At 71.7% G+C, this 12929-nt stretch carries 13 protein-coding genes and 1 tRNA gene; 7 read left to right on the forward strand and 7 right to left on the reverse strand.

The genetic code is table 11. The features are described from left to right. Positions 1–3: 3 nt before the first annotated feature. Together AC07F0_RS32650 and AC07F0_RS32655 are read right to left on the reverse strand one after the other, a co-directional pair. Entirely contained in the window at positions 4–1401 is a 1398-nt protein-coding gene (locus tag AC07F0_RS32650; protein ID WP_478983585.1) for a GntP family permease, read from the reverse strand. 52 nt (positions 1402–1453) lie between these two features. After that, complete coding sequence (locus AC07F0_RS32655; protein ID WP_397620417.1) at positions 1454–1972, reverse strand: gluconokinase; 519 nt, start codon at positions 1970–1972, stop codon at positions 1454–1456. A gap of 137 nt (positions 1973–2109) precedes the next feature. On the opposite strand from AC07F0_RS32655, the gene AC07F0_RS32660 reads away from it, so the two are divergent. Next, positions 2110–2811: a FadR/GntR family transcriptional regulator gene (locus AC07F0_RS32660; protein ID WP_436727330.1), complete on the forward strand. Its 702-nt coding sequence runs from the start codon at positions 2110–2112 to the stop codon at positions 2809–2811. Positions 2812–2817: 6 nt separating this feature from the next. Here AC07F0_RS32660 and AC07F0_RS32665 read toward each other — a convergent pair whose 3' ends face one another. Both AC07F0_RS32665 and AC07F0_RS32670 read right to left on the reverse strand, forming a co-directional pair. Further along, positions 2818–3192: a YchJ family protein gene (locus AC07F0_RS32665; protein ID WP_478983586.1), complete on the reverse strand. Its 375-nt coding sequence runs from the start codon at positions 3190–3192 to the stop codon at positions 2818–2820. 63 nt (positions 3193–3255) lie between these two features. Further along, positions 3256–3340, reverse strand: a tRNA-Leu gene (locus tag AC07F0_RS32670). 194 nt (positions 3341–3534) lie between these two features. Between AC07F0_RS32670 and AC07F0_RS32675 the strand changes: the two genes are divergently transcribed. The 3 genes from AC07F0_RS32675 (at position 3535) to AC07F0_RS32685 (ending at position 6238) form a co-directional block, all read left to right on the forward strand. After that, on the forward strand, positions 3535–4860 hold the full coding sequence (locus AC07F0_RS32675) for a M20/M25/M40 family metallo-hydrolase (RefSeq protein WP_478983587.1): 1326 nt from the start codon (positions 3535–3537) through the stop codon (positions 4858–4860). 150 nt (positions 4861–5010) lie between these two features. Next, the gene (gene chpH, locus AC07F0_RS32680; protein WP_356925520.1) at positions 5011–5244 is read left to right on the forward strand and encodes a chaplin ChpH; all 234 of its coding nucleotides are present in this window, start codon (positions 5011–5013) and stop codon (positions 5242–5244) included. Positions 5245–5374: 130 nt separating this feature from the next. After that, entirely contained in the window at positions 5375–6238 is an 864-nt protein-coding gene (locus AC07F0_RS32685; protein WP_478983588.1) for a chaplin, read from the forward strand. Positions 6239–6338: 100 nt separating this feature from the next. On the opposite strand, the gene AC07F0_RS32690 is transcribed toward AC07F0_RS32685, so the two are convergent. Beyond that, on the reverse strand, positions 6339–6527 hold the full coding sequence (locus AC07F0_RS32690) for a DUF5703 family protein (RefSeq protein ID WP_010045410.1): 189 nt from the start codon (positions 6525–6527) through the stop codon (positions 6339–6341). A gap of 47 nt (positions 6528–6574) precedes the next feature. On the opposite strand from AC07F0_RS32690, the gene AC07F0_RS32695 reads away from it, so the two are divergent. Continuing rightward, complete coding sequence (locus tag AC07F0_RS32695) at positions 6575–7282, forward strand: hypothetical protein (protein ID WP_478983589.1); 708 nt, start codon at positions 6575–6577, stop codon at positions 7280–7282. A 63-nt stretch (positions 7283–7345) separates the two neighbouring features. Here AC07F0_RS32695 and AC07F0_RS32700 read toward each other — a convergent pair whose 3' ends face one another. Both AC07F0_RS32700 and AC07F0_RS32705 read right to left on the reverse strand, forming a co-directional pair. Next, positions 7346–9610, reverse strand: a complete 2265-nt coding sequence (locus tag AC07F0_RS32700) for a helix-hairpin-helix domain-containing protein (RefSeq protein ID WP_478983590.1) — start codon at positions 9608–9610, stop codon at positions 7346–7348. Further along, a complete protein-coding gene (locus AC07F0_RS32705) occupies positions 9607–10593 on the reverse strand; it encodes an aldo/keto reductase (protein WP_399412335.1) in 987 nt (328 codons plus the stop codon). Before AC07F0_RS32705 ends, AC07F0_RS32700 begins: the two co-directional genes overlap by 4 nt. A 182-nt stretch (positions 10594–10775) precedes the next feature. Here AC07F0_RS32705 and AC07F0_RS32710 point away from each other — a divergent pair, with 182 nt between their 5' ends. Next, positions 10776–11831: an LLM class F420-dependent oxidoreductase gene (locus AC07F0_RS32710; protein WP_478983591.1), complete on the forward strand. Its 1056-nt coding sequence runs from the start codon at positions 10776–10778 to the stop codon at positions 11829–11831. Positions 11832–12115: 284 nt separating this feature from the next. Next, a complete protein-coding gene (locus AC07F0_RS32715) occupies positions 12116–12904 on the forward strand; it encodes a ferritin-like domain-containing protein (RefSeq protein ID WP_478983592.1) in 789 nt (262 codons plus the stop codon). Positions 12905–12929: the final 25 nt, after the last annotated feature.

The following is a 12929-nucleotide window of genomic DNA, read 5'->3' on the forward strand; positions in this document are numbered from 1 at the left end:
CTCCTAGATCACGAGGGACAACAGCATGACGATGCCGCCGGCGACCACCGAGATGATCGTCTCCATGACCGACCAGGTCTTGATGTTCTGGCCGACACTCAGCCCGAAGTACTCCTTCACCATCCAGAACCCGGCGTCGTTGACATGGCTGAAGAACAGCGAGCCGGCGCCGATGGCGAGGACCAGCAGGGCGGCGTGCGTGGTCGACATGTCGGCCGCGAGCGGGGCGACCAGCCCGGCGGCCGAGACCGTCGCCACCGTCGCCGAACCGGTCGCCAGCCGGATCGCCACCGCGATCAGCCAGGCCAGCAGCAGCGCGGGGATCGACCAGTCCTTGGAGATGTCCAGGACCATCTGCCCCACCCCGGTGTCGATCAGGGTCTGTTTGAAGCCGCCGCCCGCGCCGACGATCAGCAGGATGCCCGCGATCGGCGCGAGGCTCTTCTCGACGAGCGGCGAGATCCGCTCCTTGGAGAACCCGGCGGGCCGCAGCAGCGTGAAGATGCCGACCAGCACCGAGGCGAGCAGCGCGATCATCGGGGCGCCGATGACGTCGAAGACGCGCTGGACCAGGTTCTCGGGGTCGTCGATGACGATGTCGACGAGCGCCTTGGCCAGCATGAGGATCACCGGCAGCAGGATGGTGAACAGCGTGGCGCCGAAACCGGGCCGCTTGTCCAGGTCCTCCGAAGCGCGCTGCGGGATCATCCGGTCGGGGGCGGGCACGTCCACCCAGCGGGCCGCGTACCGCGAGAACACCGGGCCGGCGATGATCACCGTGGGTATGGCGACGAGGACACCGAGCGCCAGCGTCACACCGAGGTCGGCCTTGACCGCCTCGATCGCGACCAGCGGACCCGGGTGCGGCGGCACCAGCCCGTGCATCACGGACAGGCCCGCGAGGGCCGGGATGCCGATCCGCATCAGCGAGTAGTTGCCGCGCTTGGCGACCATCAGCACCACCGGGATCAGCAGCACGATGCCCACCTCGAAGAACAGCGGCAGGCCGATCACGGAGGCGATGAGCACCATCGCCCACGGCATCGACCGCCCGCCGGCCTTCGCGAGGATGGTGTCGACGATCTGGTCGGCGCCCCCGGAGTCGGCGAGCATCTTGCCGAGGACGGCGCCGAGGGCGATCAGCACGCCGACGCCGGCGACCGTGGTGCCGAGGCCGGTGCTGAAGCTGGTGAGGACCTTGTCCAGCGGCGCCCCGGCGATCGCGCCGAGCGCCAGTGACCCGATGGTCAGTGCCAGGAAGGCGTGCAGCTTGGACTTGGTGATGAGCAGGACGATGACGGCGATGCCCGCCAGGACGGCGATGCCCAGCTGAGCGTGGCCGGCCGAGGTGATCGGCTCGGGTGCGTCCGCTGCCAGCATCTCGACGCTGAGTCTGGTCACGGGGTGGGTTCCCTTGCGTTGGAGGGGAGTCGGGGGACGGGACCGTCAGGGACTACTGGACGGGCTCGGGGAGGTCCTCCAGAGCGAGCGCCGCCCGCTCCGTGATCTCCTCCGGGCTGCCCGAGACGTCCACGTCGACCCCGGCCTCGTCCGCCTGGAGCGGCTGGAGCGTGGCGAACTGGGAGTCGAGCAGCGCCGTGGGCATGAAGTGCCCCTGCCGGTGCGACATCCGGTCCTCGATGAGCGCGCGGTCACCCGTGAGGTGCACGAAGACCACGCCGGGCGCGGCGGCCCGCAGCCGGTCGCGGTACGACCGCTTCAGCGCCGAGCAGCTGACCACCCCGCCGAGCCCGGCCCGCCCGTGCGCCCACGTGCCGATGGCGTCCAGCCAGGGCAGGCGGTCCTCGTCGGTGAGCGGGGTACCGGCCGACATTTTGGCGATGTTGGCCTGCGGGTGGAAGTCGTCGCCCTCGGCGTACGGAACGCCGAGCCGGGCCGCGAGCAGGGGACCGATGGTGGTCTTGCCGGTGCCGGCGACGCCCATGACCACGACGACGTGGGGGGTGTTCATCGCTGCCTCACTGTCTGCTGTCTCCGTCGACACGTGATGTCGACGCAACTGAAACCCATTAGGTACGACGAATTCAAGAGGTCGCCATGAATAAGTCTGACTTTTTGTCTCCGTGATCTACCCCGTACGCTGAGTGCATGAGCACACCGGGCCGGGGGCTGCACGGCCATGTTCTGGACACCCTCGGCCCCGAGATCACGGCGGGGGAGTACCCGCCGGGCAGTGTCCTGCGCACGGACGAGCTCGCCCAGCGTTTCGACGTGTCACGCTCGGTGATGCGCGAGGCGGTCCGCGTCCTGGAGTCCATGCACCTGGTCGAGTCCCGCCGCCGCGTGGGCGTGACCGTGCGTCCGAAGTCGGAGTGGAACGTCTACGACCCGCAGGTCATCCGCTGGCGCCTGGCCGGCAAGGACCGCGCTGCGCAGCTGCGCTCCCTCACGGTGCTGCGCTCGGCGATCGAACCGGTCGCCGCGGGCCTCGCCGCCCGGCACGCCACCGCCGACCAGTGCGCCGAACTCACCCAGTGCGCCCTCGGCATGGTCGCCAACTCGCGGGGTCACAAGCTGGAGGAGTACCTCGTCCACGACATGGCCTTCCACCGCGTCATCCTGGACGCCTCCGGCAACGAGATGTTCGCCCGCCTCGGCGATGTCGTCGCCGAGGTCCTGGCCGGCCGCACCCACCACGACGTGATGTTCGAGGATCCCGACCCCGCCGCCGTCACCCTGCATGTCCAGGTCGCCGAGGCGGTCCGCGCGGGCGACGCGGCCCGCGCGGAGGAGCTGACCCGCGAGATCACGGTCGGCGCCCTCCAGGAGCTCGACATCCTGGCGCCGTAGCACCCGCTATGGCAGAAACTCCCCGTCGACGTACACCCAGGCCCCGTCGACCCGCTCGAACCGGCTCCGCTCGTGCAGCGAGCCGCCCCGGTACGACGCCCGGAACTCCACGGTCCCGGCGGCGTGGAACGCCGACCCGTCACTCGTGCCCAGGATCTCCAGCCCGGTCCACCGCATCCGCGGATCCGGCTCCAGCGTCGCGGGCCGCGTCCGCGGATGCCAGGTCCGCAGCAGATACCCGGCGTCCCCCTTCACGAAGGCGCAGTACCGGGACCGCATCAGCGCCTCGGCGGTCGGGGCGGCGGCCTGGGAGGAGTGGTAGCGGCCGCAGCACGCCTCGTAGGCCTGGGGCAGCCCGCACGGGCAGGAACGGCTGGTCATGGTCACCCTTCCGCGACAACGCCTGAGGGCCGTGACCTCGCGGTCACGGCCCTCAGCTTCGTGTGTCCGAGGGGGGACTTGAACCCCCACGCCCGATAAAGGGCACTAGCACCTCAAGCTAGCGCGTCTGCCATTCCGCCACCCGGACAAGGTGTCTGTCGCGCGGGTTCTCCCCGCGGCGACGACGTAAACATTACCAGGCTCTCAGGGGTGGCCGATCACCACCACCCGCACCCGGCCGGGCGTGAACGGCGTGTGACGGGACGGGACCGCTCTTGGGGTGCGGGCCGGGGAGAGGGAGGATGAGGAGGACCCACCAGCAGTGACAGCGGGAGGAAGCACGTGAGCGAGACGGACACGGCCAGGAACGTCACCGGCGAGGACGAGGTCGTGGACCTCTGCCGCGAGCTGATCCAGATCGACACCAGCAACTACGGCGACCACTCGGGTCCGGGCGAGCGCAAGGCGGCGGAGTATGTCGCCGAGAAGCTCGCCGAGGTGGGGCTCGAACCGCAGATCTTCGAGTCGCACCCGGGCCGCGCCTCCACGGTGGCCCGGATCGAGGGCGAGGACCCGTCCCGGCCCGCGCTCCTCATCCACGGGCACACCGACGTCGTACCGGCCAACGCCGACGACTGGACCCACCACCCCTTCTCCGGCGAGATCGCCGACGGCTGCGTGTGGGGCCGCGGTGCCGTCGACATGAAGGACATGGACGCGATGACCCTCGCGGTCGTCCGGGACCGGCTGCGCAGCGGGCGCAAGCCCCCGCGCGACATCGTCCTCGCGTTCCTCGCGGACGAGGAGGCGGGCGGCACGTACGGGGCCCGCTACCTCGTCGACAACCACCCGGACCTGTTCGAGGGCGTCACCGAGGCGATCAGTGAGGTGGGCGGCTTCTCCTTCACGGTGAGCGAGGAGCGGCGGCTGTACCTGATCCAGACGGCCGAGAAGGGCATGCACTGGATGAAGCTCACCGTGGCCGGCACGGCCGGGCACGGGTCGATGATCCACCGGGACAACGCGATCACCGAGCTGTCCGAGGCCGTCGCCCGGCTGGGGCGGCACAAGTTCCCGGTGCGGGTCACCAAGACCACCCGCGCCTTCCTCGACGAGCTCGGTGACGCGCTCGGCACCGAACTCGACCCGGAGGACATGGAGTCGACCCTCGTGAGGCTCGGCGGCATCGCCAAGTTCATCGGCGCGACGCTGAGCAACACGGCCAACCCCACGCAGCTGGGCGCCGGCTACAAGGTCAACGTCATCCCGGGCGAGGCGACCGCCCACGTCGACGGACGGTTCCTGCCCGGGCACGAGGAGGAGTTCCTCGCCGACCTCGACCGGATCCTCGGCCCGAAGGTGCGGCGCGAGGACGTCCACGCCGACAAGGCCGTCGAGACCACCTTCGACGGGGCGCTCGTGGAGGCGATGCAGTCCTCGCTGCTGGCCGAGGACCCGACCGCCAAGGCGATCCCCTACATGCTCTCCGGCGGGACGGACGCCAAGTCCTTCGACGACCTGGGCATCCGGGGCTTCGGCTTCGCGCCGCTGAAGCTGCCGCCGGAGCTGGACTTCGCCGGCATGTTCCACGGCGTGGACGAGCGAGTGCCGGTGGAGGGCCTGAAGTTCGGCGCGCGGGTGCTCGACCGGTTCATCGACGCGTCCTGAAACCGCCCCTGCGACACACCGCTATTCGGCTGGATGTGCGAGATCGACTGGGAAGGGTGAATGCGACCATAAGCTCGTAGCCTCATTACTCCCTCCTCGTTACAGGTAATGCGATCGCAAGATGGGTCGCTTTGCCAACTAGGAGGAATAATGATCAAGAAGGTCGTCGCTGCTGCGGCTGCCACCGGTGGTCTGGTTCTCGCGGGCGCGGGCATGGCCGTCGCCGACTCGGGTGCCCAGGGTGTCGCCGCGCACTCCCCCGGCGTCCTGTCCGGCAACGTCATTCAGGCGCCCGTTCACGTCCCGGTGAACGTCTGCGGCAACACGGTCTCCGTGATCGGCTTGCTGAACCCCGCCTTCGGCAACACCTGCGTCAACAAGTGACGCTTCCCCCTTCTTGAGGGGAGTTCCAAAGCCACCGGTCCCGGAGCGCGTGCCATGCGTTCCGGGACCGAACGCTTCTTTCGAGGAATTCGAGAAGAATTCGAGACAGGTCGAAGGCAGGTATTCAGGAATGCGACAGGTCACCCGCAAGGGTCTGATGACCGTGGCGGCCGCGACCGGCGTGATCGCCGCCGCGGGCGGCTCCGCCCACGCCGACTCGGGCGCCCAGGGTTCCAGTTCGGGCTCGCCCGGAGTGCTGTCCGGGAACACGGTGCAGGCACCGGTGCACGCGCCGGTCAACGTGTGCGGGAACACGGTCAACGTGATCGGTGTCCTCAACCCGTCGGTGGGCAACTCGTGCGCCAACCAGGGCGGTGGATCGTCGTCGGGGGGGCACGGCGATTCGGGCGGCAACGGCGGCTCGCACGCCGGCGGCCATGCCAGTGACTCGCCCGGCGTCGGCTCGGGCAACCACGTCGAGGCGCCGGTATACGCGCCCGTGAACGTCTGCGGCAACAGCGTCGACGTCATCGGCGCCGGCAACTCCAGCACGGGCAACGACTGCGCGAACGGCGGCTCCGGCGGGCACCACACCGACCCGCCCGGCGGCGGCCACGAGAACCCGGGCAACCCCGGAAACCCGGGCAACCCCGGAAACCCGGGCAACCCGGGGAACCCGGGCAACCCCGGTGGTCCGGACGGTCCCGGACACCCGGGCGACCCCGGCAAGCCCGGAAACCCGGGCGACCCCGGTCGTCCGGACGGTCCCGGAAACCCGGGCGACCCCGGCACCCCGCCCGGTGCGGACGGCGGGAAGCCGGGCGGTTCGTCGGACGGCAACGAGCCGGGCGGCCAGTTCGTCACCCAGCCCAAGGGCGACGCCCAGCTCGCCAGCACCGGCAGCGACCTGCCGCTCGGCCTCGCCCTGCCGGCCGGCGCGGGCGCGCTGCTCGCGGGCTCGATCCTCTACCGCAAGGCGCGCGCCTCGGCCTGACGGGCCGCCCCGGAAAGGCCTGACACTGCGGAAACGGAGCGGGCCCCGCCGATGCGGGGCCCGCTCCCGTGTATGCCTTCTCCCAGTGCCCCGTCTCAGCTCACCACGTGGCCCGCACCTGACGGATGATCCGCCGGCGCAACCGCACCTTGCGGCTGCCGTCGCGCAGCAGGCTCAGACGGTGCAACTCCCAGTGTCCGTACTCGGCATGGTCGGTCAGCAGACGTGCCGTCTCCTTGCGGGAGACCCCGCGCGGCACGTACACGTCGACAAATTCGTATTCCGGCATCGCATCTATTGTGCGGGCTGGGGCCTGGTACGGATAGCGTCTGCACTATGTCTGATGCTGCGCAGCCCACCGCTGCCGAGGTACGCGCCGCCGCCGAGGCGGTCAAGACCGCGCTCGACCGCCACCTGGCCGCGGTCGAACGCAGGTCGGGGGAGGACGACCCGGCCGTCTACGAGGCGTTCAACCAGCTGGCCGCGGCCGCAGAGGTGTACGACGAACTGCTCTACGACCGATACGACGAGGTCACACCCTTCGAGATCCCCGGTACGGAGGACGCACTGCCCCCGTACACGGGGCCCGAGGAACCGAGCGCGCTGAGCGTACTGATCCGCCGCGACTACGCGGTGGGGGAGCCACAGCGGCTGCTCGCCCATGCCCAGCGGATCGAGGCCGCGGAGGGCGAGGACGGCCCGGCCGCCTCCGGGACGATCCACGGTGCGCTCGGCCTCCTCTTCGGCGAGTTCGAACCCGACGAGATCGCCTCCCGGCACAAGGAGTTCGGGCTGGAGGAGGGCGACTCCACGCTCTGGGTGACGGCGGCGGAGGAACCGGCCGATCCCGGCGAGTGGCTGGAGGCGCCGTTCGAGCAGGTCGATCCGCAGAGTGTGGTCTGCCGCTTCGACGTCAGCGCCGTGTTCGACGACGTCGATGACGATGACGATGACGACGAGGTGGTGGACGAGGTGGAGGACGACCTCGACACCGGCCTGGACGAGGACGAGGACCTGGAGCCGCTCGACGCGGACCGCCGCTGAGCGCACACCTCAGCCACCCGACGGCGGTGGTCACGGGCCGCCCCGTGACCACCGCCGTCGTCGTCAGCCGCTGATCTGCGGGGCGAGCAGCACCGGAAGCCGGGTCGTCCGGGGCTTCGCCGGAACCTGGGCCACGGCCCTGGCCAGCGCCTGTTCCACGCCGTGCACGACGGACAGATGGCGGTCGGCCCGCCCGAACGCCGTGTACACCCACGGCCGGCTGAGGGCCTGCGCGGCATCGCCGGGCAGCACCACGACCACCGCGGGCCACCGGCTCCCCACCGCCTGGTGCGCGGTGAGTGCCCAGCCGTGCCGCACGAACTGCTCCACCCGCTCCTTCGGTACGACGACGTCCTCGCCCTCGCACGCCAGATGCAGTCCCTCGCCGTCCGCCTTCACCACGCGGCCCGGCAGCGCACGGCCCGGCACGGGGGAGTAGACGATCCGGTCGCCGGGGTCGAAGCCGCCGAAGCGGCCCGGGCCCGGATTGAGCCGCTCCTTCAACGCCGCGTTGAGCGCACGCGTGCCCACGGCGCCGCCGTGCCCCGGCGTGATCACCTGCGTCTGCTCGGCCGGTACGCCGATCGCCCGCGGCACCGAGTCCGCGACGAGCTGCACCGTCCGGTGCACGGCCTCGCCCGGGTCCCGCACCGGCACGATCACGACCTCCTTGCCGGGCGCCTCGACCTGGTTCAGCTCGCCGACGCCGATACCGGAGAGCAGCTCGCCCAGCGGCCCGGGATCCGGCTGCCGCGAGGCGATCTGCGGGCAGATCCGCGCGGCGAGGAGATCCGCGAACACCCGTCCCGGCCCCACGGACCACAGCACCGCCGGATCCCCGGCCAGCACCAGCCGCGCCCCGTCCGGCAGCGACTCCGTCAGCAGCGCGGCCGTCTCGACATCGAGCTGCGGCGCGTCGAGCACGACGAGCAGATCGAGATCCAGCGCCCCGTCCGCGTCCCGGCCAGGTCCCTCGGCTCCGGAGAGCAGCCCGGCGACGGTGGCGACGGGGGAGGGGGCACCGGGCGCGGCGGCGGTGGTCTCGGCCTGTTCGAGGATGGCCTGCCCGGGGAGGCCCGCCGCCTGATCCGCGGCCGGGCCCGCCGGGTGGCCGGACCGGCGCAGCAGAGCCGCGAAGCGGGCACGGCCGATCGGGCCGTGGGTGGCGGCCCAGGCGCGCAGGCCGAGGGTGTGCGCGGCGGTCAGAAGTGCCGCGGGCTCGGACAGGGAGGCCTCGCCGCCGGTGTGCAGGACCAGGCCGTGTGCGGCGACCGCGCGGAGCAGCTCAGCCGTCGAACCCCGGGCCGCGGCGACGACCCGCTCCCAGTCCTCGGCCGAACCGTCCTGCTTGGGCACCGAGTTCACCAGCCGGGCCAGACCGTCGGCCAGGCTCTCCTCCGCGAGCGCGTACCGCTCCAGGCCGACCAGGACGCGGACCGGACGCTCCTCGTCCTCCTCCGCGCCCTCCTCCGTCCGGGCCGACGCGCCACCGGTCTCCTCCAGCGCGTCCTGGAAGACCAGCGCCTCGCCCTCCGCGATCGCGTCCTGCACGGCGCCGTCGGGGTCCGGCACCCCCCGCTGGGTCAGGGCCACGAGGAGCGCCGGCATCTCCAGGGCGGTGTGCCCGGCCAGCGCGGCCTGCTCCAGGAGCCAGACGGTGACGGCCCGGCCCCGCCGCTCGTCGTCCGGGCCGCACTCGGCGCCGAGCAGGGCCCGGGCGAACCCGTCGGCCTGCTCGGGACGCACGCCGGCGACCCGCAGCAGCTGCCAGGGATCGGCCCGCAGCCGTTCGTCCGCGCCCTCGCCGAGGGCGGCGGCCACCTGCGGTGCGAGCACCTCGGGGGCACCGCCCTCGCCGAGCACCTGCCGTACGGCCTGCACCGCGGCCGGCGCGGGGGCCGTCGACGCGGCGGCGGCCCCGGCCGCGACCGGCTGTGGCCGACGTACCGGCTCCGGGGCGGAACGGCGGGGGGCGGGCTCGGGCTCCGCGAACACCGCGGCGACCGGTTTCTCGCCGCTCTCCACGGCTCGTACGGCCGCGAGCAGATCGGCGGCCTTGCCGCTCAGCTTGGTGCCGGCCTCGATGGGCGCCTTCTTCCCGGCCTTGCGCTGCTCGATGCGCTCCCGCTCCAGGCGCTGGGCCCGCAGCTCGGCCTCGGCCTCGGACACGTCACCGGCATCGGCTGCGTCCCCTTCGGTCGCCTCGGCCCCGGACACGTCACCGGAACCGGCCGCATCCGCCCCGGTCCCCTCGGCTCCCTCGGTCTGCGCACTACCGGTCGGTGTCCCCGGCTCGGCGTCCTCCGTGGTCTCCGGCTCCGTGCTCACAGCGTGCTCCAGTCGTGATCGGGATAGCGGTGCACAGGCGCCGACACGTCGTCGAGCGCCCGGCAGATCTCGTCAGGAAGACTAAGGGTCTCCACTGACAACGCCGCCGTGAGCTGCTGCGCGTTGCGCGCGCCGACGATGGGCGCGGCCACCCCCGGCCGGTCGCGGACCCAGGCCAACGCCACCTGGAGCGGTGTCACCGCGAGACCGTCGGCCGCGGTGGTCACGGCGTCCACGATGCGCCTGGCCGTGTCGTCCAGGTACGGCGCGACGAACGGCGCGAGATGCTCCGAGGCACCGCGCGAGTCCGGCGGCGTCGTGTCGCCCCGGTACTTGCCCGTCAGCACCCCGCGCCCCAGCGGCGAGGACGGCAGCAGCCCGATGCCCAGGTCCAGCGCGGCCGGCAGCACTTCGCGCTCGACGCCCCGCTGGAGCAGCGAGTACTCCAGCTGTGTGGCCGCCAGCCGGGTCCGCGTGCCGGGCGCCGCCAGCTGCCAGGTCGCGGCCTTGGCGAGCTGCCAGCCGCAGAAGTTGGAGACGGCGGCGTAGCGTGCCCGGCCGCTGGCGACCGCGAGGTCGAGGGCCTGGAGGGTCTCCTCCAGCGGGGTGTCCGGGTCGAAGGCGTGCACGTGCCACAGGTCGACGTAGTCGGTGCCGAGCCGGGAGAGCGAGGCGTCCAGCGCGGAGAGCAGATGGCCGCGGGAGGTGTCGAAGCGGCGGTCGGGGTCGGGCACGCTGCCGGCTTTGGTCGAGATGACCAGGTCCCGGCGGGCCACCAGGCCGTCCATGAGCCTGCCGAGCAGGTACTCGGCCTCTCCGTCGCCGTACACGTCCGCGGTGTCGACGAGGGTCCCGCCCGCTTCCCAGAACGTCTTCATCAGGTCCGCGGCGTCGTGCTCGTCGGTGTCCCGTCCCCAGGTCAGGGTGCCGAGCCCGATCCGGGACACACGCAGGCCGGTGCGGCCGAGATGCCTCTGCTCCATGAACGCCGAGATTACTGGCCAGAGCCTTCCCTGTGGTGGGCTGTGGACAGCCGATTTCCCGGACCCGTCCGCGAGTTGCCCGGCCCGGCTGTCCGCGGCCGGGTCCTGGCCCTAGGTCCCCCGCCGAGCCGCACGCTAAGGTCTGCGCACGTGCACGTTACTGATCGGTAAGGGGATTCGGCATGCAGCTCGGTATCAACCTCGGCTACTGGGGTGCCGGAATGGACGCGGACAACCTGGCCGTCGCCCAGGAGGCCGACCGGCTCGGATACGCCGTCTGCTGGGCCGCCGAGGCCTACGGCTCCGACGCCGCCACCGTACTGACCTGGGTCGCCGCCCAGACCGAACGCATCGACGTCGGCTCCGCCATCTTCCAGATCCCGGCCCGCCAGCCCGCGATGACCGCCATGACGGCGGCCACCCTCGACTCCCTCTCCGGCGGCCGCTTCCGCCTCGGCCTCGGCGTCTCCGGCCCGCAGGTCTCCGAAGGCTGGTACGGCGTCAAGTTCGACAAGCCCCTGGCACGCACGCGTGAGTACGTCGAGATCGTCCGCAAGGCCATGACGCGCGAGCGCCTGTCCTACGAGGGGCAGCACTGGACGCTGCCCCTGCCCGGCGGCCCCGGCAAGCCCATCAAGCTGACCGTGCATCCGCAGCGCGAGCACATCCCGCTGTACATCGCCGCGATCGGCCCGAAGAACCTGGAGCAGACCGGCGAGATCGCCGACGGCGCCCTGCTGATCTTCCCCTCCGCCGACCACCTGGAGGAGACGACGATCAAGTACCTGCGCGCCGGGCGCGAGAAGGCCGGCAAGACCCTCGACGGCTTCGACGTCTGCCCGACCGTCCCGCTCGCCGTCGGCGACGACAAGGACGTCACCGCGCTCGCCGACACCTTCCGCCCCTACACCGCGCTGTACGTCGGCGGCATGGGCAGCCCCAAGCAGAACTTCTACAACCAGCTCGCCCAGCGCATGGGCTACGAGAAGGAGGCCGCCGAGATCCAGGGCAAGTACCTGTCCGGCGACAAACAGGGCGCCGCGGCCGCCGTCCCGCACGAGCTGATCGACAAGACCACGCTGCTGGGGTCCGTCGACCGGATCGCGGACCGGATGAAGGCCTACGCGGAGGCCGGCGTCACCACCCTGAGCCTCGCCCCGGCCGGCTTCACCCTCGACGAGCGGCTCGCGTCCCTCCGCGCCGGCACCGAGGCCCTGGAGCGCGCCGGGCTCGCCTGACACGACGGCACCCGGCGGAGGTGTCTGCGGCCGTGGTGGGGGCTCGGAGGTCTTCCCCGCCACGGCCGTCACGCAGAACAACGCCCCGCGCCTCCCGCGGTTACGCGGGATCTCCCCGCCCGGCGGCAGAGACCCCCGCGACAGTGCCGGCCCCGCCTGTCCTCCGTTCGGCCCAGTCGCCCGTCGCACCTGTTGCAGCGTCTGCCGTCCCGCACTTGACTCGTTCTTTGCGGAAACCTGCGGAACCACGCAGCACGCGCACGTGCGCGGGAGAGGTGCTCACGATGCTTTCGGCCAAGAGTGTGTTCCAGGAGATCCTCGCCGACGACAAGGCCTTCGCCCTGTTCTGCTCCATCGCCGCGAGCGGCGAGTCCCAGGGCGGCTGGGAGAACGCCCGTATCGCCGCGCTCGTCCCCGACAGCGAGCGGGAACTCGCCCCCAAGATCACCCGGCACGGCGCCGACGAGGACAAGCACGGCCGGATCTTCAACGCTCTGATGAAGAAGCGCGGCCTCGACCCCGTCCCGGTCCCGCCGGAGACCGACTACACGATGCTCCTGGAGAAGAACGGCATCGGCCTCGCGCACGAGCAGCTGGGCCGCGACGAGCGGCTCACGGTCCAGGACATCGTCACGTACCTCTCGCACAGCAGGGTCACCGAACAGCGCGCCTCCGAGCAGATGCGACTGCTCCGCAGGCACTTCGCCGACGACCCCGACATCGGCCGCGCCGTCAAGCAGATCTCCAGCGACGAGGACAACCACCTCGCCTACTGCCACGAGGAACTGCTGCGCTTCGCCTACGCGGGCCACGGCCGGGCCATCCAGCGGACCCTGCGCGCGTGCGCGCTCGCCGAGATCCGGATCTACCGGGACGTCAGCCTCGCCGTCATGGCGCACATGGGCCGCATCCTCGGCTGGTCCAGGGCCAAGTCGGCGGTGCTCGCGGCGGGCATCCACGCCAGGTACGCCTACGAACGGCTGGGCGGCTGGCGCCGGATGGTGTCCCTGAAGATGCCCGAGCGCCGCGACGCCCTCGGCGGACCCGCGTCCACGGCCCCCGAGTTCGCCTGAGCCGGCCCGCCCGCAGCCGGCCCCG

The sequence above is a fragment of the Streptomyces sp. NPDC045955 genome (genome assembly GCF_056430805.1).